This window comes from Pseudomonas sp. HD6515, assembly GCF_024971855.1.
In the GTDB taxonomy this organism is placed as follows: Bacteria; Pseudomonadota; Gammaproteobacteria; order Pseudomonadales; family Pseudomonadaceae; genus Aquipseudomonas; species Aquipseudomonas alloputida.
The window spans coordinates 2,074,293-2,096,916 of sequence record NZ_CP079827.1 but is presented as its reverse complement, the minus strand read 5'-3'; the positions used below and the strand labels follow the sequence as shown (position 1 = coordinate 2,096,916).

Genomic DNA, 22,624 nt, shown 5'->3' with positions numbered 1-22,624 from the left:
CCATCAAATCGAGTAGGAGGCGGCTTCACAGCCGCCGTCCTCTCACACCACCGTGCGTACGGTTCCGTACACGGCGGTTCAGGTTATGCGGCTAAGCCGGTTAATTGTATCCAGTATCGAGACCAGTCCGAGTCTATCCCATAGTTTCTTCGGTAGCGCCTGATTCACATGAGATGCCCCCGAATTCCACCACGGGCCTCGGCCATTGAAGGCCGATTTATAGGCACGTTCCTCGCCCAAGCCCAGGCGCATCAGGTTGCGCGCCCTCGTTGAGGGCCGTTTCCATTGGCGCCAGATGACGCAGCGAAGTTTGTGCCTGACCCAGCCGTCCAATTTCTCAAGCGGGCGTTTGCTCTGGCTGAGCTTGAAATAGCCAGCCCAGCCTCGCAGGACAGGGTTGATTCGCTCGATGACAGTCGCCACTTTGCGGGCCCTTACACTGCGCAGCAATATTCTGAGTCGGTCGCGTAAGCGCCCCAGGCTCATCGTTGCCACGCGCAGTCTTGGTTGCTGGTGCCTGCTCATCCCGTAGCCCAAATAGTCACACTTCCAGGCCTCTGCCACTTGGCTCTTCTTCCGGTTCACCGTCAATTTCAAACGATGGCACAGGAAGCGCTCGATGCTGGCCAACACCCGCTCGCCTGCCCGAGGACTGCGAACATAGATGCTCGCATCATCGGCGTAGCGTACGAAGCGATGACCCCGTCGCTCCAACTCGCGGTCGAGTTCATCCAGGAGGATGTTCGACAGCAACGGCGAGAGCGGGCCGCCTTGCGGCGTCCCCTCCTGCCGCGGACTGACGATACCGCCCGACATGACACCGGCTTCGAGATAGCGACGTATCAGCCTGAGCACGCCCTTGTCTCCGATACGGCGCTCGATACAAGCCATGAGGATGTCGTGGTTGACCCGATCGAAGAACTTCTCCAGGTCGAGTTCCACGCACCAGCGATACCCCGACGCCACATGAGCGCGGGCCATCTCGACAGCTTGGTGAGCGCTTCTGCCCGGACGGAAGCCGTAGCTGTAGTCCGAAAACAGCGGATCGAAGATTGGCGTAAGCTGTTGCTGCAGGGCTTGCTGGATCAGGCGATCTACGACGCTGGGGATTCCCAGTTGCCGTGTGCCGCCCTGCGGCTTGGGAATTTCAACCGCTCGCACTGCTTGAGGATGGTATTCACCGGCCATCAACCTGGCCTTGAGTGTTGGCCAATACTGTTTCACGTGGCCCGCCAAGTCGGCCACCGTCATGCCATCGGCACCCGGCGCCCCCTTGTTGCTGACTACGCGTTGATACGCACGCCTGAGGTTGGCCGGTGCAAGCACCCGCTCCATCAGCGTGCCCGACTCCGCGCTCGTCCACGCCACTGACGCCATCGATACCTTTGCACTGTCAGGCATCATCCTCGGCTTCTGGCCGGGACTCAGGATGATAGTTTCCGCTGTGGGAAATTTCTGCATTACGGCTACCAACGAGACAGTGACGCCTACTGGCGGCATAACCTGTTCGGCCCTTGGTAGCGTGGTTAACCGCCACTTACTACGGCCTCGGCTGACTTCTGCACGCCCATCCCGTCGCCTCTCGACGCTCGGTAGCACAAAGGCAGGTGTGCAGATCTCCCAGGGTAATTCGCGTGACCTTCCTGCTTATGCCTGTCGGATTTACGTCACAGCGTTCCGTGCAAGTATTGGGCTTCGACGATTTGGGCCGCCTTACCCCGCTGTGCCGCCTCTATCCGCTTCCTGTTCGTCAGGCCAGCATTTTGCCTCGGGCTTCCTTCAGATTCGCAGTCACCCGCGACACCCTTGCCTCTGGCTAACACTTCCCCTTGCCGGGTGTGTAGAGGACTTCCACCTCCAAGTCACCCGCCTGGTCACCACAACCAAGCGGGTTGCGCTGACGCGCAACGCGCCATGCCTGGCGCACCCAGCAAAAAGGCCCCGCTTGGGGCCTTTGTTTTGCCTGCAGCGCCAAGTATCGGCCACTGAAAATGCGCAGTCGATTACTGCAGCCAGCTCTCGACGGTATCCGAGCCGTGTTCCTGCTTCCACTGCTTGAGGATCTTGTGATTGCCACCCTTGGTTTCCACGACCTCGCCGCTGTGCGGGTTCTTGTAGCGCTTGACCTCGCGCGGCTTGCGCTGAGCGCCGCTCGACGCGCTAGCCGCACTCACGCTCACGCCTTTGGACGGATCCAGAATGGTGATCACCTGACGCAGGCTCATGCCGTACTCTTCCAGCAAGGCCTTGAGCTTCTGTTCAAACTCGATTTCCTGCTTCAGGCCGGAATCGTTTTTCATCGCATCCAGCTGTTGAAGTTGTGCGGCCAGCTGCGCTTCCAGTGCTTTGAATTCGGCAAGTTTGGACATGAGAAATCTTTCCTAGGTATGAGACATGTGAAGGCATGGTAACTGAGGAACACTCGATATCCGAGTATTAATTCCCAATCTAAGAGTCATTTCATGCTCATTACTTGCAGAACTCTGTGACAAATCAGTCAGCCAAGTTCTGACAGAGGTGCGCCACCACTTCGCGAGGCGCCGCGCTGTTGCCAATCTTGAACATGATGTCTCGCTGGCTGCGCGGCATCTTTTTCGCACAGCGCTTGGCGGCAGACCGAATGGCAGCATCTGTGCCATGAATTCGGTCCGCCAACAGCACGATCAATACAGCATCACTCAGCGTCATCAGCGCCCCAGCTCAGAAATATGATGCCGGGCAGTCTACCCCCACGCGAAAGGGTCGGCTATGCCGATCGGCCGGCTAACCCGACGCGCCAGACTTCGGATTATCGCACTCGCGAAAAAGGCCAAGGCGGTAAAGGGTAATGGCGTCAATGGAAGGGGGCGCAAGGGTAAGAGGCTTATCCGAAAAGGCAAAAGGACCTTTAGAACGCAAGGCAGGTACTGCGATGAAACGCTGGTGGTTCAAACCGCAAAAAGGCCTTCCCGAAGAGACCACCCCCGCCGCCGAGGGCTTTCATCAACCACTGTCGGCGGAATCACTGCTCGCTGCCAGCCACCGGAAAAGGCTGCTCGAGCGCATCTGGCAATACACAGCACTCTCCCCGCTACAGTTCGAACAACTTTACCTCGAACCGATTCGTCGCTACGCCACCTATGTACAGCAACTACCGGCCAGTGAGAGCCATCACCATGCCTATCCAGGTGGCATGCTCGACCACGGCTTGGAGCTGGTGGCGTGCAGCCTGAAGCTGCGCCAGTCCTACCTGCTCCCCAGTGGTGCCGCACCGGAAGACCAGGCCGCGCAGGCTGATGCCTGGAGCGCCGCCATTGCCTACGGCGCCCTGCTCCATGACGTGGGTAAAATTGCCGTCGATCTCCAGGTGGAGTTCCAGAATGGTGAACGCTGGCACCCCTGGCACGGCCCCCTGAACCAGCCTTACCGCTTCCGCTACGACCCCGACCGGGATTACCAACTACACGGTGCCGCCGCAGGGCTGCTGTATATGCAGATCCTGAGGCCTGGCCTACTCGACTGGCTCAGCTGCTACCCAGAATTGTGGAGACAATTGCTGTCCTTGCTGGCCGACCACTACGAGCACGCCGGCACACTCGGGGAGTTGGTCCTGCAAGCAGACCGGGTATCCACGGCACAGAACATCGGGGCCAACCCCACCAAAGCACTGCAGGCACCTAAATATTCGCTGCAGCATCACCTGCTCATGGGGCTACGCTACCTGGTCAAAAACGAGTTCAAGCTCAACCAGCCTGGCGCTGCCGGCTGGCTCACCCCGGACCATCTGTGGTTGGTCAGCAAAACTGCTACCGACAAGCTGCGTGCCTACTTACTGGCCCAATCGGTGGACGGCATTCCCTCCTCCAACATCGCCTTGTTCGATGAGCTGCAGTCACATGGATTGGTCGACGCAACACCGGAAGGGAAAGCCGTGTGGAACGCCACCGTAGTAGACGGTGACTGGCAACATCGCTTTACCTTCCTCCGCCTGCAGCCGAGCCTGGTTTGGGCCTATGAATCACGGCCAGACTGTTTCAGTGGCACGGTTAAATCGATGATGGACGATCCCGTGCCGACTAGTGAAACCAGCGAGTCGGCCCCGGATCAGCTGCAACCAGTCCCGGAAGAGAAACAGCTAATTGCCAATCACATGAATCAGGATTTCGACTATCTCGACGATTTTATGGAAATGTTGCAAGAACCGTAAGCGCTCCATAAACCCCACCTAACCAAAGATGGGCAGCGCACCTAGCTGTGTATGTGAGGTGTGCAATTCCATGGCAGTAGCGCTTCGTAGTCTTCGACTGAGCACGCCTGCGGCAGGCGTTCCAGTGCGTGGCGCAGCCACGCATAGGGTTCTTGGCCGTTGGCTTTGGCCGTTTCTACCAAGCTGTAAAGTTGTGCGCTGGCAGTGGCACCTTTGGGCGTGTCACTGAACAACCAGTTCTTTCTCCCGATGACAAACGGGCGGATCGCACGCTCGGCCGCGTTGTTGTCCATCGGCAAGTAGCCGTGCTCGACGTAGCGTTCCAATTTGCTCCAGTTGCTGGCCAAGTAACCGATGGCCTTGCCCAAGGCATTCTGCGTCGTGACCTGAGGTTGCGTTTTCTCTACCCAGTTTTTCAGCTGAGTCAGCAATGGCAGGCTGCGCTCCATGCGGGCAACCTTACGATCTTCGTCGTCACTGTCCTTCAAGTCGCGCTCGACGCCATAGAGCTTATTGATCAGGTTCAATGCGATGTCAGCGCGTCCTGTTTTGCCCTTGGGCTGTACTTTCTGCGCTTCGACGAACTTGCGGCGCGCGTGCGCCCAGCAGCCCAATCGCTCCAGCCCGTCCTGTGCGGCCAGCGCGTTGTAACCGGCGTAGTCGTCGGTCATGACATAGCCGCGATAGCCGTCCAGCAGGCGCACCGGCACCTCCTGCGCTCGGCTGGTGGCGTAGTCGAAAAGGATCACCGGGCGATCAGGTGGGCCGCCGGTTTGCACCCACATCCAGGATTGGCTGCTGGGCTCACGACCAGGCTCTTTCAACACCTGCACACGTGTTTCATCACAGTGGATGATCCGACTGTTCAACAGGCTTTCGCGCATCAGATTCAGCAGCGGCTGAAAGTGCTCGCTGCATTGAATCACCCAGCGTGCCAGGGTCTGGCGCGGGATATCGATACCGTGACGCCCCAGCACTTTTTCGAAGCGGTGAAGCGGCAAGCCGTCTACGTATTTGGTGGTCAGCAGCATGGCCAGCACACTCGGGCTGGCCATGCTTTTCTCGATCATCTGGGCGGGCTTGTCCGCCGTTACGGGCGCTGACTCGCAGTCCCGGCAGCCGTACACCTTGCGAACATGTTTGATGACGCGAATCTGCATCGGGACGATTTCAAGTTGTTCGCTGACTTCTTCACCGATGGCATGTTTACGGCAGCCACAAGCGCAGGTCAGTTCATGCTCGGGCAGTTCGTGGACAACTTCGATACGCGGCAAATCAGCTGGCAGCGGCTTGCGCTTGCCACGGCGTTTGGTTGGCGCAACGACTTCTTCGTCGTCAGCCTCATCCAAGGGCTCGGCCAGGCTTTCCGCTTCGTCGAAGAGTGGCAACTGTGGTGTCGCCGTATCGCCAGTCTGCTCGGTCTTGCGCCCGAACAAGCGCTGGCGCAACAGCGCAACTTCCTCTTCGAGATGAACGATCTTGCCCTTGTCGGACGCGCGCTCGTGGATCATCTGCTCAAGCAGTTGCTTGAGCAGAACAGGATCGTCAGGGAGGTTTTCGGGCATGGAAATCATGCCGCGGATTATACCGAATCAGGCGACGTATCGAGGCGTCAAAACCTGATGCGGACGGTTGCGCCAGAGGTCGAAGCCATCGAGTAGCCAGTTCAGTTCCTGAACGGTCAGGACAATGGCGACGTCAGTCGGATCAGGTGAAGTTTTGAAACGTTCGGACTCCAGGCGTTTGAGCCAGAGGCAGAAGCCGTTGCGTTCCCAATACAGGATCTTCACGCGGTTGCGCGGCTTGTTGAGGAAGACGAAAAGCACTGGGTCGAACACCGCCACTTTGATATCGAGTTCGACCAATGCGGCCAGGCCATCGATGGATTTTCGAAAGTCGACAGGCTTGGGGTAGAGGTACACTTTTTCGACTTTGGCGTCGGGTCGCATCATGGTCGGCGAGCTCCAGAAAGAAATCGGGAGCACAGCATCGAGGATCAGGTAAGCGCTTTGAATGTGGGGTTCATGGAGCGCTTACCAAGAACCGAGCGAGGTCGAGACTGGAGCATGCGCTGGAGGCCTGCGATCCACCACTGCGTCACCCAAGGATGCCGAAGGGCTGGCCTTCCTCGAATGGCTGCGCAAAGGAGTTCTCAGTCATCGCTTGGTGATCAACGACAGCAAAGCCAAGGTCCACACCGTGGACGGCACTTTTTTCCTGGTCACCCCAAGCATTTTCCAACGCTACGTAGCCGAACACCCAGTGTTGACCAAAGCAGATCCTCAAATCGACGCCTGGCGACGCCTACAGCGTCAATTTGAGAAGCTGGATGTTCATCTGAGAAAGCCTAATGGTCGGAATATTTGGATCTGCAGAGTTAGAGGCCCCCGAAAAGCCAGCCCATTGAATGGCTACTTGCTGCGCGACGCCAGGTCAATTTCGAGTGAGCTCCCCGCCAATAATCCGTTTTTGACGTTGATGCCCTGAACTCTGAACATCCAGACGGCGAGAACAGAGCCCCTCGTGTGCCATGGTCTTTGCCTGCTGGAAATCGCGAGCATAGTTTCTTACGAGCAAGGCCGGGCCAAACGGTCGGTACAGCTGGTTGCAGCCTGTTCTAATTTCAAAATCATCCTTCAGTCTCCCCATTCTGACAGATCCCTACAAAATCATGCTAATGTGCCACCAGGCAGTAGACCTTAGCCAAGAAATCATCTGCGCATTGACGCGCCTGGTGTAATAGGGAGGCACCTTCCGTTGAGTTCTATTCACGTAGCCAGCGATCGCCAGAGCGCCGTACGACTGCTTGCTTGCATTGACGCCGGGTCCACTGACGTCACCGATGACTCCTGGGGGAGCGAAATTGTCGCAGCCCTGCGTGCTCAATCGCGTCTTCAGGCCCTAGATTTCTGGATGCGAAATCCTGACTATCTTGCCAACGAGTTGCTCACCGAGTTCGAGGCAGGTGGTGATCCGGCGTCATTAGTTCTGGCGCAGAATATACTTAATTCCCGCGAGCCGGACTTGAGCCGTGTTCCGATGATCCGCTATCGCTTTGGCGCCTTTGAACCGCTGGATAACGCGCTATCAATTCTGCGCGCTGCCGAATTCATCAAAATCAAGCGTCACGGAATTCCCGGTAAGGTGCAAGAGCATATCTACCTGTTGACACTCAAAGGTAGGAATGCAATGAACGAGCTGTCTGGCATGTCTCAGGAGATCGCCTGGTATAGAGATAGGGCCTGCGTGGTAGCCCGAATAGCCGGTGGTGCGGGAGGTAAGGCACTAAAGGACCGCCAGTATCTTCAGGCTGAGTACGCCGACACAGCACTAAAGCACATTATTGCACCGATTACGGACCGCGTACGTCAACGATTGGAAGCTCTTTTGCAAGGAAATGCCGCATGACCATGAGTTGGCTTGAAACAGTCGCCAATGACGCCGGACTGTCAGTAACAGACGCAGAGTCACGCCTTCAGCAGCGTGGTGTTTACGTAGATCGGCCCGTCAGACCGACCCCAAAGCTAAGCGTGACGGCTATTGCATTCAAAGGTCAAAAGGTCGGAAAAGTCGAAGGCGCTATCGATTTCAGCTGGACAGACTTAAGCCCTGGCGTATGGGCCGTCACCAGTCACGGAAGTCTTGGAAAGTCCAATCTTGTGGGCAAATCGAGCGTCCTCGAAATCATCCTTTGGTGTCTACGGGGTGAGGTGAAAGGCCTGCAGGAGGATGTTCGCAGTTGGCTTTCATGGGTGAAACTCAGCTTCAATCTTGATGATCGCCCCCACATCATTGAGTTCGACGTCAAAGATAAAAGGCCCAATGGGGTGCTCAAAGTCACCCGGCCTAATGGAGTCACCGACACCATAGACCGATTTAGCAGCGATGATGGGTTTGCTGCAGCTATGTCTCGCTTCATGATGAGCGCCTTTGATCTTCAGTCGATTCCATCGCGAAAGGATAGCAATGAAGGCGGCAGCACCGTCTCCCATGGATGGCCAGCGCTATCCGGGGCGCTTTACTTTGGCGGGGACCACAAGGCACTTCTGGGTGACGTGCTGATGGCGGGACTACCCGCACGCATGCTCCAACTGTATATCGGTTTACCGTGGGCGAGCACCGTGATGCAAGCAGGTACTGCCAAGAAGGAAATCGAGCAGCAACTAGCTTATGCCAATCGAACTCATCTCGCTCAAAATCATCAATCGACAGAGTCAAGAGTGCGAATCTCAGCTCAGCTTGAGCAGGCCCGTCGCGATCTCGCCTCCCTCAGTAGCACAGCCATTACTGCAGAAGTTCTAGATAAGTTGACTAAAGACGCGAGGGAGATAACCACTCAGACGCTACAGCTTGAGCAAGCAGAAGCCCAAGCTACGGCGGAGCTAGCAATACTTAGAAGCGAATCAGATAACGACCAACGAGCTCTTCGAGACCTGCGAGAGCATCTAGTCACTACAGCCTTCTTCACAGGCTTACAGCCTAGCTGCTGCCCTCGTTGTGAGAAAGCAGTGCCACAGACAAGGATCAAGCGAGAAAGTGTAGAGCAGAGTTGCTCGTTGTGCTCAGAGCCTATTAGCCTAGACGAGCAAGACGATAGCTCCGAACGGTTGAGTGCAGCAGAGACGCGGGCAGCAGCTTCGCAAGCTGCCTATCAAGCAGCGAAGGCGATCCACAAGGATATTCAATCCAAGGTCAAATCGGCGTCGAATCAACTCTCTCTTGCCCAACAAGCTCTAACAAACGCGAGCAACAGTCTGAGCTATCAGCAACAGCGGACTGCCGAAATTCTCGTAGCGCGTCTGGAGGGAGAACTCCAAGCACATAACACTCCCCTTAAGGCGCCTAAGCTGCCCGAAGATGCCGGTTTGATTGATATTGCTTTAAAAACCGCAAGAAAAGCCTTTGATGGGGGCAAGGTTGATCTGATGTTTAAACTCAACCAGGAGATCCTTCGACTGGCAAATGAGTTTGGTGCGCTGGGACTCGAGTCCATTGAGCTTGGATCCGACGCAAAAATGACTGTAGGCAAAGGAAATCAGAAGTCACCGTTTAGTAAGCTGACTCCTGGTGAGCGCCTCAGGCTTCGCATTGCGACGGCCATCGCACTACTACGGGTTGGCCAGAGCCTAGGTGTCGGGCGTCATCCTGGTCTATTGATCATCGACTCCCCTGGATCCGAAGAAACAAGCGAGGGGGACCTCGCCAAACTTTTGACCGAACTTCGACGGGTTGCTAATGAAACGCAAGGACTGCAGATATTCATTGCAAGTGCGAACGCGCCCGCTGTAATCAATGCCTTAGGAGAAAGCCAATGCCGAGTGGCGCCGGAAGGCGGCTATGTCTGGTAACGAGCATCCCCGTCTGTTAGATATCATAGAGAGACATCTAACATCAGACACACCACTGACGATTGAGTCTCTGGGAGGGATGGCTGTTCTGATGGCACAGGCCAAGTCGCTCGTGGCATCTCCGTTCCTTGACGTACTCGCAGAACTAGCATGCTGCGCGCTGTCTGATGAGGCGATGGAGATGGACAGTCTGCTACTTGAAGGTTTTGCGAATTGCCAAGATCCTTGCGCAATTCGTGCTGCGGCAGATATCGTAATCTGCGCCCCCCCAGTGCGCCTGCGAGTCAGCGCACGTCTTGCCGCAATACTGGAACAACGCATTGAAACTCAGAATAATGATAAACAGGCACTTATAGCTGCCTACGCACTTGAGGCGCTGTTCCGCCTTGCCCTGGCCTCCTGTATCACAAAATTTATCCCGCTCAAGATCCTGGCCTGCATTAAACCAGAAATCAACAGCCTATATGCATTGCATGCGACGAAGCTAGCAGGCGCTGCGTTTAGTACCTGGCAAGAGCCAGACTTAATCAACGCTCTGAACGAGCTGAGAAAAGTTGACGGCGTAGAGGGAGAAGCAGCCTTCGAACTTGCACTGGCTAACCTATCCAAAGCGTTGGATGCCGGATCCCTCGAAGAAATCAATCAGCACCTCGAAGTTGCAAGAGTATATTTGCGTGACGCCCAAGCAGCAGACGAAGACCGAGCCGACGCTGCTGCTTATACAGCAGCCATAGACATCATTAGAGGATTTCACGCAAGTGCAGAAGCGGCGTTCATGAATGAACGTATGGAGGCTCTTGCCAGAGCCGTTCAGGACCGCGCGGTGGTATTAGATAAACAGTACCTTCCGGATTGGCTGCTTCCACGGGCTGACCGTGAAATTCAATGGATACGGTTAGTTAGGTCGGTGCAACAGGCTTGCAAAGATTTGACGCGTCCAAGCTGGTTAAAAGCAGGCGCAGTCATTGAAAATTTGCTGGAAGTCTTTGACGCTGACCGCAGCTTCGGAACAAGAGGTGGGCTTGGTCAGCTTCTTCGTCCCAAGATAGAAGCCAGCTTCGTACGAGAAAGGGGACAGTTAGCGCATCTTGACGAACTACTTGATGAGCCAGAGTGGGAACCAAAACATAAGAATACAGCACTTGCCCTTCGTGCCTGCATCACCCAAATGGAGGCCAAAGGGATTACTTTGGGAAAGTATTCGGCTAACGCGAGCTACCCAATTCTGCAGCGGCTGCTCGGGCCCCCCGAGATTCCCTCTGATTGGTCTTCCGATGTGTTGCAACTTTTAGAAACGGCGCTGGAGGACCGTTACAATCCGTCGCACGATTTCAGCAATCCTGTGATACAGCGACTTCTTCAGGAAGCCACATCAAATCTCGCATCCTGCGGGGACTACTCAGGAGAAATAAAATTCCATTTCAATGAGCTTTTGGCTCAGATCATCCTTTTCTGTAAAAGCCGTCAAGATGGGGGAACAAAAGAGTTGCGGGACCGGGGCAAATATTTGCGTGACCGAGATGCTACAGAGTTCCACCTTCAACAAGACCTATGGCAATGGTTATCTGGAAACTTTCGCCATGGAGAAATACTTGATGAGGTAGAAGGTATAGCGACAGGCCGAGCGGATCTCTACGCCGGCTTCGGTGGACATAGGTTCGTCATCGAGTTAAAGCGCCATCATGGACATGTGGATCGTACTACTGCGAGAGATTATTGCAACCAAGCAGCCAGCTATCAGAACACAAACGTCAAACTCGGATTTTTAGGTGTGCTGGAGATTGCGGATCGCATAGGCCCGCCACCAAGTCTTGAGGAATGTATCTGGTACGACGCCGTAGTGCCAATAAACAGCAGTGTCGCGCGCCACCTGATTATTTTCAGAGTACCCGGCAATCTCACCTCTCCATCTTCGATGTCATCGAAGACTCCAAAACCCAGAAAGAAAAAGGTCGACTAATGGCGCACGAGAACGCCTTGCCTGTAGTTTCGTACGATTTATTTCGATTTGAAGACTACTCATGAAAGGCGTGTATGATAGGCACCTCATGACCCCATGACATTATGCGGGGTGCAACCAACCGGATCCTCATTCACAAATAAATCGCAGATCACTAGAAATTCGGAAACGACCACACGATTGTAGTACCTAACCGTCAAGGCCTTAAAGCCACCGAGATGAACTCACCGTCTGCTGAAATCGACGATGAGCAAGTCCCTTTGAGCTGGATACGAAAGACATCCGTGACCCTGGACTTGATAGTCGTCACGCCCCTCCCAGCTCTAGATTCACCAATGCTGCGGACGTCTCGCCCAGAGACAAGAGTCCGCATCAGCATTGATACAGTGCTGATCACCAATTCGAGGCAGAATCCTTCTACAAGCATGCGACTGTCACCGAGCAGGTGTAGGTAGGAGCTTCCTGCCACCCACATTTGCCTAAAAACTATGCCTTGTCCGTCCGTCGTGTTCCGCAGAACGCTCGTTGAATCCAATTCCAAAATGGGGGACCAGATGGGGGACCAAAAACGTCTAGGCACAAAAAAGCCCCGAAAAAATCAGGGCTTTAATGGAAATTAGTGGCGGAAGCGTAGAGATTCGTCACCAGCGGCTCAGTCTCTGTGAAGCGACAAGGCTCAGCGCTTCACCCGCCGCTCATACGCCGCCAGCACAATCCGCTCGGACTGCACCAGATACCCTTCCAGCATGCGCGTGGCCTCCTCCGACCGCCCTTCCTCGACGCAGCGCAGAATCGCGGCGTTCATGTCCAGGTACGGCAGGTGCAGAAACTCCGGGTCGTTGAGCACGCCGAACGCCAGGCGCAGTTCGGCCGAGATCTGCTCATAGAACACCAGCAGCCGCGGGCTGTCGCCAAGCTCGACGATGGCCCGGTGGAACAGCATGTTCGCGGTGCCCACGCCCACCCAGTCCCGGGCTTCACGCGCCTGCATGCCGGCATCCACCGCCTGGCGCATGTTCAGCGCGCCTGGATGTAGCGCAAAGCCCTGGGCGATGGCCTTGCATTCGATAAAGCGGCGCACCCGGTAAATGTCGATGATCGAGGCCATGTCCGGCTCGGCCACGGTCACGCCGCGGTTGGGTTCGTGCTTGAGCAAGCCTTCGCGGGTCAACACGCGAAACGCTTCGCGCAGGGTGTTGCGGGAAATCTGCAGGGTTTCTGCCAATGCCGCCTCGGACAGGCGCTGCCCCGGCACCAGTTCGCCTTCGACCAGCATCCGGCGGATGTCCTGGGTGATGGTCTCGCCCAATGTTTTAGGGAGGGCGCCGGCGGTGTCGTTCATGTGCAGTCCTGAGTGAAGGTAACCCTGTGGATGTTCCCCGAGAGCTGTGCGCGAGGCAAGGCCCAAGGGGGGTTACGTGCTCCAAAAGGTAGCACTGCTGAGTGAAAGTGTAACAATCTGGCGCACAATGCTCACTCATGCACACTGGATTGTTCAACAATCCAAGCCGCGTAAACCCTAACTTTCAGCGATATTTGTGAATAATGGCATGGCCTTTGCTCAGCCAAACCATCTCTCATTGTAGGAATGCTGCCGTGACACAGACCGCTTTAGAGTTCAGCAAGGCCCGGCGATCGTCGCTGATCGCCGCGATCTTCATGATGGCCACCTCGGCCATCGGCCCGGGTTTCCTGACCCAGACCGCCACCTTCACCGCCACCCTGGGCGCCGCGTTCGCCTTCGGTATCCTGGCCTCGATCCTGATCGACTTCGTCGTGCAACTGAACGTGTGGCGCATCGTCACCCTGACCCGCATGCGCGCCGCCGACCTTGCCAACACCGCCATCCCGGGTTCCGGTTACGTCCTGGCCGTGCTGGTGATCTTCGGCGGCCTGGTGTTCAGCCTGGGCAACATTGCCGGCGCCGGGCTGGGCCTCAATGCCCTGATCGGCCTGGACCCTAAATGGGGCGGCGCACTGAGCGCGCTGGTGGCCATCGGCATCTTCTCCTCGCACCGCGCGGGCATTGCCATGGACCGCATCATGATCGTGCTCGGCACGCTCAAGATCGGTTTGATCATCTTCGCCGCCTGTTCCACCCACCCGCCGCTGGGCGAGGCGCTGCGCCAGGCGGTGTGGCCGGACTTCGTCGACTTTGCCGCCATCACCACCATCGTCGGTGGCACGGTGGGCGGCTACATCACCTACGCCGGCGCCCACCGCCTGCTCGACAAGGGCACCGTGGGCGTGGAGAACATCGACGTGGTGTCCAAGGCCGCGCTGACCGGCATCCTGGTCACGGGTGTCGCGCGCTACGTACTGTTTCTGGCCATCCTCGGCGTGGTTGCCAGCGGCGTTGTCATCGACGTCTCGGGCCAAGGCGCCAACCCGGCCGCGCAAGCCTTCGGCGCCGCCGCCGGCGAAACCGGCCTGATGGTCTTCGGCCTGGTGCTGTGGGCAGCCGGTATCAGCAGCGTGATCGGCGCCTCGTATACGTCGATGTCGTTCATCACGGTATTCTCCAGCCGCATCACCGAGCGCACCCGCCACCTGGCCACGGTCGGTTTCATTCTGGTCGCGGTCGCCGTATACCTGACAGCAGGCAAGCCACCGGCCGCCCTGCTGGTGTTCGCCGGTGGCTTCAACGGTTTGATTCTGCCGCTGGGCCTGAGCATCTTCATGTACGTCGGCTGGCGCCGTTCGGACCTGATGGACGGCTACCACTACCCGCGCTGGCTGCTGGTACTGGGCGTGCTGACCTGCCTGCTGTCGTGGTACATGGCGTTCAAGTCCGCCGGTGCCATCTTCGCCTTCATCAACGCAGCCTGAGACTGCCACGGAGACCTTTTTCATGCCTGCCATCGACCTCAACAGTGACCTCGGCGAAAGCTTCGGCGCCTGGAGCATGGGCGACGATGCCGCGATGCTCGACATCGTCACCAGTGCCAACGTTGCCTGTGGTTTCCATGCCGGCGACCCCGCCGGCATCCTCGCCACCCTTGAAGCCGCCGCCGCCCGCGGCGTGGCCATCGGCGCCCATGTGTCGTACCCCGACCTGGTCGGTTTCGGCCGGCGCAACATGGCGGTGCCCGCCGCGCAGCTGCGCGCCGACGTGATCTACCAGATCGGCGCCCTGCAAGGCCTGGCGCGGAGCGTCGGCACCCAGGTGAGCTACGTCAAACCCCATGGCGCGCTGTACAACACCATCGCCCAGGACCCGGTGCAAGCGGCTGCGGTGATCGAAGCCGTGCTGCGTGTCGACCCGCAGCTGAAGCTGGTGTGCCTGGCCAATTCGCCGCTGATCGGCTGGGCCACTGAAGCCGGCCTGAGCTGCGTCGCCGAAGCCTTCGCCGACCGCGCCTACACCGCCCAAGGCACGCTGGTGGCGCGCAGTCGCCCGGGCGCTGTGCTGCACGATGTCGAGCTGATCGCCCAGCGCATGCTGCGCCTGGTGCGTGACGGGGTGATCGAGACCGAAGATGGACAGTTGATCAAGCTCGACGCCGATTCGATCTGCGTGCACGGCGACAGCCCCGATGCCGTCGGCATCGCCCGCACCGTCAAAAGCCGCCTGCTCGAAGCCGGCACCACCCTGCGCGCATTCACCGGAGCTCGCCCATGAACCCATTCCAGCAAGCCCGCGAAGCCGCCGCTGCCGCCCGCGCCCGTTACCGTGACGGGCTGGTGTCGCCCACTGCCGGCCACGCCCCCGGCCTGACCCAATGCAACATGATCTGCCTGCCGCGCGACTGGGCCTATGATTTTCTGCTGTTCGCCCAACGCAACCCCCAGGCCTGCCCGGTGCTGGATGTGACCGAGCCTGGCGAGTTCAGCACCTTCCTGGCCGCCGATGCAGACCTGCGCACCGACCTGCCGCTGTACCGGGTGTGGCGCGATGGTGAACTGGCAGCAGAAGTCAGCGACGTGCGTGAACTGTGGGCCGAGCACGATGACCTGGTCACCTTCCTGATCGGCTGCAGCTTCACCTTCGAAAACGACCTGCTCGAAGCCGGCATCGATGTGCGCCACATCAGCGAAGGCTGCAACGTGCCGATGTACCGCAGCAACCGGGCCTGCCGCCCAGCCGGCCGCCTGCAGGGCAACATGGTGGTGTCGATGCGCCCGGTACCCGCGGAGCGTGTGGCAGACGCTGCGCGCATCACCGCGCGCTACCCCGGCGTGCATGGCGCCCCGGTGCATGTCGGCGAGCCGGCGCTGCTGGGCATCGCCGATATCGCCCAGCCCGACTTTGGCGATGCGGTCAGCATCAAGCCCGGCGAGATCCCGGTGTTCTGGGCCTGCGGGGTCACTCCGCAATCGGTGGTGATGGCCTCGAAGGTGCCGTTCGCGATTTCCCACGCGCCGGGGCACATGTTCATCACCGACGTGCCTGACAGCCAATACCACGTATAGGAGTGGATCATGCGTTTCTACCCGGTCAGCCTGGACGCGTTGCTGGTTGAGCTTGCGAACCTGGACGAAACCCTCGCCCTGTTCGACGCCCTGCAGCAGGCGCCCATCGCTGGCGTACAGGAAATCGTGCCCGCCGCACGGACCTTGCTGGTGCACTTTCGCCCAGGCTTCATCAGCCGCGAGGCGCTGGCGGCGCAGATTGCCGCGCGCGACATCAGCGCCTCGGCGCGCCAGGCCGGCAAGCTCATCGAGATCCCAGTGCACTACAACGGCGAAGACCTCGCCGACGTCGCCCAGGCGCTGGGCATCAGCACCGATGAAGTGATCCGGCGCCACACCGGCAGAGACTACAGCGTGGCCTTCTGCGGCTTCGCCCCAGGCTTTGCCTACCTCAGCGGCGGCGCCGGGTTCGTGGTGCCTCGGCGCAGCACCCCGCGCACCCGCATCCCGGCCGGTGCCGTGGCGCTGGCGGGCGGCTTCAGTGGCATCTACCCGCAAGCCAGCCCCGGCGGCTGGCAGATCATCGGCGTGACCGGCACGCGCATGTGGGACCTGGAGCGTGACGAGCCTGCGTTGCTGCAACCGGGCTACCGCGTGCGCTTCGTCGACGCCGGCCCTTCGGCCGAGCAGCGCGTCTCGGTGGCAACGCCCAGCCGCTCGACCACCCACACCGGTACCGCCCTGGAGATCCTCACGCCTGGCCTGCAAACCCTGCTGCAGGACCTCGGCCGCCCCGGCCGCGCCGGGCAAGGCGTCTCGGCCTCCGGCGCGCTGGACCGCGGCGCCCTGCGCGCGGCCAACCGCGCGGTAGGCAACGACGCCGGCAGCGCCTGCCTGGAAGTGCTGATGGGCGGCCTGGCCTTTACCTGCCACGGCCAGACCGTGGCCGCGGTGACCGGCGCCGACGCCGTGGTCGAAGTGCGCAGCGCCGATGGTGAAGTACTGCGCCCTGCCCTGTACGCGCCCTTCACCTTGCAGGACGGCGATCAGGTCAGCCTGCACGCGCCCACGGCGGGGCTGCGCAACTACCTGGCGATCCGCGGGGGTTTCACCCATGCCCCGGTGCTGGGCAGCCTGGCCACCGACACCCTGGCCCAGGTCGGCCCGGCGCCACTGGCTGCCGGTGACCGCCTGGGTGTGCACGCCCGCGTCGGCGGCGCCGCCGTGTCGCTCACCGAGCAACCGGCGTTCGCCATGCCGCGCCGCGATCAGGTCATCACCCTGGACGTGGTGATGGGCCCGCGCAGCGACTGGTTCACCGCAGAGGCACAGGCCCTGCTGGCCGAACAGGTCTGGCAGATGACGCCGCAATCCAACCGCATCGGCATTCGCCTGGCTGGCGAGCAGCCGCTGCAACGCGCCATCGACGGCGAGCTGCCCAGCGAAGGCACCACCGTCGGCGCCATCCAGGTGCCGCCCAGCGGCCAGCCGGTGCTGTTCCTCGCCGACCGTCCGTTGACCGGTGGTTACCCGGTGATTGGCGTGGTCGCCCCGCACCACCTGGACCTGGCCGGGCAGATCCCGGTCAACGCCCGTATTCGCTTCAATCCGCTGGGCGCTTTCGAGCCCGTGCGGCCTGCCCCTTCCAACGAGATTGCTGCCCGATGAAAAAGGTCCTGATTGCCAACCGTGGCGAAATCGCCGTGCGTATCGCCCGCGCCTGCCGTGACTACGGCGTCGCCAGTGTCGCGGTGTATGCCGATGCCGACATCGATGCCCTGCACGTACACCAGGCCGACGAAGCCTACGCCCTCGACGGCCAACGCCCCTCCGACAGCTACCTGAACATCGAGAAACTGCTGGCGGTGGCGGCCCGCGCCGGCGCCGATGCAGTGCACCCAGGCTACGGCTTCTTGTCCGAGCGCGCCGACTTCGCCCGCGCCGTGCAAGCTGCCGGGCTGACCTGGATCGGCCCGGACCCTGCCACCATCGACGCCCTGGGCGACAAGGTCCAGGCGCGGCGTATCGCGCTGAAAGTCGGCGCACCGCTGGTGGCCGGCACCGAAGACCCGGTGAACGATGCCAGTGAAGTGGTCGCCTTCGCCGAGCAGCACGGCCTGCCGATTGCCATCAAGGCCGCCTTCGGCGGCGGTGGCCGCGGCCTGAAGGTGGCCTGGCAGCTCGATGAGGTCAGCGAGCTGTACGAGTCCGCCGTGCGTGAGGCCATCACCGCCTTCGGCCGCGGCGAGTGCTTCGTCGAGCGCTTCCTCGACCGCCCACGGCACATCGAGGCGCAGATCATCGCCGACCGCCATGGCCGCGTGATCGTGGTCGGCACCCGCGACTGCTCGCTGCAGCGGCGCAACCAGAAGCTCATCGAAGAAGCCCCGGCACCCTACCTGGACGACGCGCTGCGCCAGCGCATCCACGCCTCGGCTCGGGATATCTGCGCCGAGGCCGGCTACGTGGGCGCCGGCACCGTGGAATTTCTGCTCAGCGCCGATGGCACCCTGTCGTTCCTGGAGGTCAACACGCGCCTGCAGGTGGAGCACCCGGTCACCGAAGAAACCAGCGGCGTGGACCTGGTGATCGAACAGCTGCGCGTGGCCGACGGCCTGCCGCTGTCGTTCGACGGCACCCCGGCGCCGCGCGGGCATAGCTTCGAGTTTCGCATCAACGCCGAAGACGCCGGCAACGGCTTCCTGCCCACCCCCGGCCGCATCGACGGCTTCCAGCCACCCAGCGGCCCAGGCGTGCGCCTGGACACCGGCGTGGTCGAAGGCTCGCGCGTCTCGCCCAACTTCGACTCGATGATCGCCAAGCTGATCGTCACCGGCGCCACCCGCGAGCAAGCCATCCGCCGCGCCCGCCGTGCCCTGGCGGAATTTCGCATCGACGGCGTGGCCACCGTGCTGCCGTTCCACCGCGCGGTCATGGACCACGACGACTTCACCGCCGCCGATACCTTTGCCGTGCACACCCGGTGGATCGAAACCGACTTTGCCGAGCACGTCAGCATCGCCCCGCGCAGCGCCACGCAGGCCGACCCAGGCGTGCTGCGCACCTTCGTCGAGATCGACGGCAAGCGCCACCAGATGGGCCTGCCCGCCGCCCTGCTGGCCGGCATCAGCCTCAACGGCGCAGCGCCTGCAACTGAGGCCACTGCGCCAGCCGCCGCAGTCGACGACAAAGCCGTCATCACCCCGGTGGCCGGCAACCTGCACGCCTGGGTGATTGAAGACGGCGCCCAGGTGCAGGCCGGGCAAGTGATCGCGGTGATGGAAGCGATGAAGATGGAAACCTCCATCCTCGCCCCGTGCGCCGGCACCCTGCGCATTGCCGAGCAACCCGGCAACTACTTCGAGGCGCGCGCCAGCATCGGCCGCATCGACTGATACACCCCGCGTCACCCTGAACCACCACGCGCACTCGGGCCTTCGGGCCCGAGGGGCTGCATGTTGCCGGAAATCAGCCTCCGGCGCTGTTGCACCCACAACAAGAACGTTTATCGACCCCTCTGCCCACTACGGAGCATGCCAGGCATGTCGTCAAAAAAGACCCTTGCAACACTCGGTTCGTGCGCGTTGTTTTTCCCGGTGCTGGCCTCGGCGGATTTCATCGCCGACAGCACCGCCGGCATCGAACTGCGCAACTTCTACTTCAACCGGGATTTTCGCAACGGCCCACCCACCGCGCAGCGCGACAACGCCGCCGAATGGGCACAAGGCGCGATGTTCCGCTTCAGCTCCGGCTACACCGAGGGCACCGTTGGCCTGGGGGTGGATGCGCTGGGGATGTATGGCTTCAAGCTCGATGGCGGTGACGGCTCCGGCGGCACCGGGTTGTTGCCAGCGGACCTGAGCGCCAACAATGGCCAGGGCTCGCAGCGCGACTATGCCAAGCTTGAGCTGACCGCCAAAGCCAAGGTGTCCGAAACCGTGCTGAAAGTTGGCTCGCTGGCCTTTCGCAACCCGGTCGCGCAAAGCAACGACACCCGCCTGCTGCCCTCCACCTTCGAAGGCGCGATGGTCACCTCGAGCGACATCAGCAAGCTGGCGTTGCAAGCGGGCAAGCTGCAGCAGATCAAGTTCAACAGTTCATCTGACTACCAGGATTTCACCGGCAACCGCATTGGCGGCGTGAGCGATGATTTTCGCTTTGCCGGCGGCACTTACAGCTTCAACAAAGGGCTCAGCACCAGCCTGTTCTACGGCAACCTCGAAGACGTCTACCGGCAGATCTTCGCAGGTGTCGTGTACGAACTACCACTGGCCGCGCAGCAGGCCCTCAAATTCGACCTGCGCTACGCCAAAAGCCGCGAGGACGGCAACTTCCGCCCGCTCGACAACCGCTCGGCCAACGGCCAGGTGGCCTATACCCTTGGCGGCCATATGGTCACCGCCGCCTACCAGCGCATGAGCGGCGATGACCCGTTCCCGTATATCGCCAACAGTGACCCGTACCTGGTCAACTTCGTGCAGATCAACGATTTCGCCAACATCGACGAGCGCTCCTGGCAACTGCGCTACGACTACAACTTTGCCGCCATGGGCCTGCCGGGGCTGACCTTCATGACCCGCTATGTGAGTGGCGACAATGTAAGCGTCGGTGGTGGGCATGGGGGGAAGGAGTGGGAGCGTAATACCGATATCGGTTATGTGGTGCAGACTGGGGCGTTGAAGAATCTCGGGGTGAAGGTGCGTAATGCGACGGTGCGGTCGAACTTTGGTAATGATCTGGATGAGACGCGGTTGATTGTTAGTTATACGTGGGGGTTGTGGTGAGTTCGATCTGAGCTGACGCTGGCAGGTGAAAGGCAGATGTTTGGTGAGGGCACGGATGAGCGCTCACCATCTGCCAGCGAGGTAGAACAAGCCACCCGCAAAACCTGTGATGAACAGGCCGTCCAGGACATCGCCGAACGTGGGCGCTGTCGGGGACTAGCGCGCAATGACAGGAGAGCCCGACGCCAGAAGCATTCGCCGCAGCCCAAAGGTAAAAGAATTTGCTGTTTCATCAGTGAGTATGTCGGTCGCCGAACGGTAAATCGTCAGGTTTGACTACGTCCGTTTGGCTCGATAACGGTCAGCCATGACTGACTGCTATCGGCCCAGGCCGTGTGAAAACGCAAATAAGTATATCGAGTAGCGAAAGAAGCTGGGTCAGCCTGTAAATTCAGCAGATGTAAGTGCAGGTCTAACTCAGTCGGGCGCCAGGCGATGCCTGTGCTATCTGGGCCGCGGCAGCGGCCCAGATAGCCGTATATGGACGCATAAACGCTTGGACTCATGTCCTGATCGCTTCAATCAGCCCAGCGATGCCAAAGATGCTCATCATTCGTTTGAGATTGTAAGCAAGTACGTGAAGGCTCATCTCGGTGCTTACCCTCGGCAGGGTTTTGGTCAGGAAGTGGGTGCTTCCCATCCAGTATTTGAGCGTTCCGAAGGGATGCTCCACCGTCTGCCGGCGAACCTTCATCTTTCCGGGGTCATGCTCCAATCGGATCTGCACCGCTTCGACTACCGTTTCATGCTCCCAGCGCTTCAACCGGCGTTCCTTACCCGTCGTACACTGCTTCTGCAAGGAGCAACTTTGGCAGCCAGCGAACCAGTAGGAGTGCAGCAACATGCCGTCTTCCACCGAAGAATGCCTGCGGGTCAGTAGTTGATCCGCAGGGCATCGGTATTCATCCGATGCAGCGATGTAGATGAAGTCCTGCTTGCCGAATCTGCCTTCCGCTTTGCTGCTTGATGTCATCGGCTTCGGGACAAAAGTGGTGATCCCGGCCTGCTCGCAAGCAAGGATCTCCGGACCTTTGTAATAGCCTCGGTCGGCGACCACTGTCAGCGCCTCGGCACCGATTTCTTCTCGTGCCTGGTTAGCCATATTGCTCAGTTGCCCGCGATCATTACCAACGTTGGTCACCTCATGGGCAATGATCAGATGGTGCTTGTCGTCGACTGCTGTTTGTACGTTGTACCCAACTGTGCCGGAGCCTCGGCCGCTAGTGGCCATTGAGCGGGCATCTGGATCGGTAAGAGAGATTTGCTGATCGGGACTGGCGTGAAGCTGCGCCTCAATGTCCTTGAGTTTTTGCATCTGCTGTTTCAGCTTTTCGACTTTGTCTTTCAATCGCTCAGTCTTGGCCTCGGCCACTTCCGGCGCTGCCTGATCGGCTGAATCCATTGCCGCTAGATAGCGGTCAATGCTCTGCTCGATCTGCTGCATGCGCGCCTTCACCTTGCCTTGAGTGAAATTTCGGTCGCGGTTGTTCACGGCTTTGAATTTGCTGCCATCGATGGCGATGATCGATTGGGAGAAGAGATTGAGGCTGCGGCAAAGCACTACGAATTGCCGGCAGACGCTGCGAATAGCTTTGCCGTTGTCTCGCCGAAAGTCGGCAATCGTTTTGAAGTCGGGAGCCAACCGGCCCGTTAGCCACATCAGCTCGACATTGCTCTCTGCCTCGCGCTCAAGCCGGCGGCTGGACTGAATCCGGTTGAGGTAGCCATAGATGTAGATTTTCAGCAGGACTGCTGGATGGTAGGCCGGGCGCCCCGTTGCAGCCGGATCGACACCCTCGAAGCCGAGTGCTCCGAGGTCGAGTTCATCGACGAAAACGTCGACCACCCGAACTGGATTTTCTTCGGTGATGTAATCGTCCAGGCACTCCGGCAGCAACGTGACTTGCGTCCGAGATTCACCTTTAATGAATCGCTTCATGATCGTCCCCGCCACGATCTCGACGATCAGAAGGTTAGACAATCACGTGCGTTT

At 59.6% G+C, this 22,624-nt stretch carries 17 protein-coding genes and 1 pseudogene; 11 read left to right on the top strand and 7 right to left on the bottom strand.

The features are described from left to right. Nucleotides 1–78 precede the first annotated feature (78 nt). The 3 genes from ltrA to KW568_RS09555 all read right to left on the bottom strand — a co-directional run bounded on the left by ltrA (nucleotide 79) and on the right by KW568_RS09555 (nucleotide 2,688). A complete protein-coding gene (ltrA, locus tag KW568_RS09565) occupies nucleotides 79–1,500 on the bottom strand; it encodes a group II intron reverse transcriptase/maturase (RefSeq protein WP_004575621.1) in 1,422 nt (473 codons plus the stop codon). Nucleotides 1,501–2,003: 503 nt separating this feature from the next. Further along, nucleotides 2,004–2,369: a histone-like nucleoid-structuring protein, MvaT/MvaU family gene (locus tag KW568_RS09560; protein WP_004575622.1), complete on the bottom strand. Its 366-nt coding sequence runs from the start codon at nucleotides 2,367–2,369 to the stop codon at nucleotides 2,004–2,006. A 124-nt stretch (nucleotides 2,370–2,493) separates the two neighbouring features. Then, nucleotides 2,494–2,688 (bottom strand): hypothetical protein, encoded by a 195-nt coding sequence (locus KW568_RS09555; RefSeq protein WP_004575623.1) that lies wholly within the window; start codon nucleotides 2,686–2,688, stop codon nucleotides 2,494–2,496. A gap of 223 nt (nucleotides 2,689–2,911) precedes the next feature. Here KW568_RS09555 and mobH point away from each other — a divergent pair. Further along, a pseudogene (mobH, locus tag KW568_RS09550) lies at nucleotides 2,912–4,183 on the top strand (MobH family relaxase); the annotation flags it as partial. Between the two features lie 44 nt (nucleotides 4,184–4,227). On the opposite strand, the gene KW568_RS09545 reads toward mobH, so the two are convergent. Both KW568_RS09545 and tnpB read right to left on the bottom strand, forming a co-directional pair. Beyond that, nucleotides 4,228–5,760: an IS66-like element ISPpu13 family transposase gene (locus KW568_RS09545; protein WP_029885958.1), complete on the bottom strand. Its 1,533-nt coding sequence runs from the start codon at nucleotides 5,758–5,760 to the stop codon at nucleotides 4,228–4,230. 18 nt (nucleotides 5,761–5,778) lie between these two features. After that, complete coding sequence (tnpB, locus tag KW568_RS09540) at nucleotides 5,779–6,138, bottom strand: IS66 family insertion sequence element accessory protein TnpB (RefSeq protein WP_010954006.1); 360 nt, start codon at nucleotides 6,136–6,138, stop codon at nucleotides 5,779–5,781. 61 nt (nucleotides 6,139–6,199) lie between these two features. Here tnpB and KW568_RS09535 point away from each other — a divergent pair, with 61 nt between their 5' ends. From KW568_RS09535 to KW568_RS09520, 4 genes are all read left to right on the top strand, one after another. Beyond that, nucleotides 6,200–6,673 carry a conjugal transfer nickase/helicase domain-containing protein gene (locus KW568_RS09535; protein ID WP_310796040.1) on the top strand — a complete coding sequence of 158 codons (474 nt, stop codon included), beginning with the start codon at nucleotides 6,200–6,202 and terminating at the stop codon, nucleotides 6,671–6,673. A gap of 270 nt (nucleotides 6,674–6,943) precedes the next feature. Next, nucleotides 6,944–7,594: a hypothetical protein gene (locus tag KW568_RS09530; RefSeq protein WP_004575625.1), complete on the top strand. Its 651-nt coding sequence runs from the start codon at nucleotides 6,944–6,946 to the stop codon at nucleotides 7,592–7,594. Next, nucleotides 7,591–9,534: a hypothetical protein gene (locus tag KW568_RS09525; protein ID WP_004575626.1), complete on the top strand. Its 1,944-nt coding sequence runs from the start codon at nucleotides 7,591–7,593 to the stop codon at nucleotides 9,532–9,534. Before KW568_RS09530 ends, KW568_RS09525 begins: the two co-directional genes overlap by 4 nt. A gap of 181 nt (nucleotides 9,535–9,715) precedes the next feature. Beyond that, nucleotides 9,716–11,494, top strand: a complete 1,779-nt coding sequence (locus KW568_RS09520) for a hypothetical protein (protein WP_231115632.1) — start codon at nucleotides 9,716–9,718, stop codon at nucleotides 11,492–11,494. A 676-nt stretch (nucleotides 11,495–12,170) separates the two neighbouring features. On the opposite strand, the gene KW568_RS09515 is transcribed toward KW568_RS09520, so the two are convergent. After that, nucleotides 12,171–12,836, bottom strand: coding sequence for a GntR family transcriptional regulator (locus tag KW568_RS09515; protein WP_004575628.1), 666 nt, complete (start codon nucleotides 12,834–12,836; stop codon nucleotides 12,171–12,173). A gap of 254 nt (nucleotides 12,837–13,090) precedes the next feature. Between KW568_RS09515 and KW568_RS09510 the strand changes: the two genes are divergently transcribed. The 6 genes from KW568_RS09510 (at nucleotide 13,091) to KW568_RS09485 (ending at nucleotide 20,631) form a co-directional block, all read left to right on the top strand. Next, the gene (locus KW568_RS09510) at nucleotides 13,091–14,323 is read left to right on the top strand and encodes an NRAMP family divalent metal transporter (RefSeq protein WP_004575629.1); all 1,233 of its coding nucleotides are present in this window, start codon (nucleotides 13,091–13,093) and stop codon (nucleotides 14,321–14,323) included. A 22-nt stretch (nucleotides 14,324–14,345) separates the two neighbouring features. Further along, entirely contained in the window at nucleotides 14,346–15,116 is a 771-nt protein-coding gene (locus tag KW568_RS09505; RefSeq protein ID WP_004575630.1) for a LamB/YcsF family protein, read from the top strand. Continuing rightward, nucleotides 15,113–15,907: a putative hydro-lyase gene (locus KW568_RS09500; protein ID WP_004575631.1), complete on the top strand. Its 795-nt coding sequence runs from the start codon at nucleotides 15,113–15,115 to the stop codon at nucleotides 15,905–15,907. Before KW568_RS09505 ends, KW568_RS09500 begins: the two co-directional genes overlap by 4 nt. A 9-nt stretch (nucleotides 15,908–15,916) precedes the next feature. Beyond that, nucleotides 15,917–17,515: a 5-oxoprolinase/urea amidolyase family protein gene (locus KW568_RS09495; protein ID WP_004575632.1), complete on the top strand. Its 1,599-nt coding sequence runs from the start codon at nucleotides 15,917–15,919 to the stop codon at nucleotides 17,513–17,515. Beyond that, the gene (locus tag KW568_RS09490) at nucleotides 17,512–19,242 is read left to right on the top strand and encodes a biotin carboxylase N-terminal domain-containing protein (protein WP_004575633.1); all 1,731 of its coding nucleotides are present in this window, start codon (nucleotides 17,512–17,514) and stop codon (nucleotides 19,240–19,242) included. Before KW568_RS09495 ends, KW568_RS09490 begins: the two co-directional genes overlap by 4 nt. A 147-nt stretch (nucleotides 19,243–19,389) precedes the next feature. Then, on the top strand, nucleotides 19,390–20,631 hold the full coding sequence (locus KW568_RS09485) for an OprD family porin (protein WP_004575634.1): 1,242 nt from the start codon (nucleotides 19,390–19,392) through the stop codon (nucleotides 20,629–20,631). Between the two features lie 502 nt (nucleotides 20,632–21,133). Here the strand turns inward: KW568_RS09485 and KW568_RS09480 are convergent. Beyond that, entirely contained in the window at nucleotides 21,134–22,570 is a 1,437-nt protein-coding gene (locus tag KW568_RS09480; protein ID WP_004575635.1) for an IS1182 family transposase, read from the bottom strand. Nucleotides 22,571–22,624 lie beyond the last annotated feature (54 nt).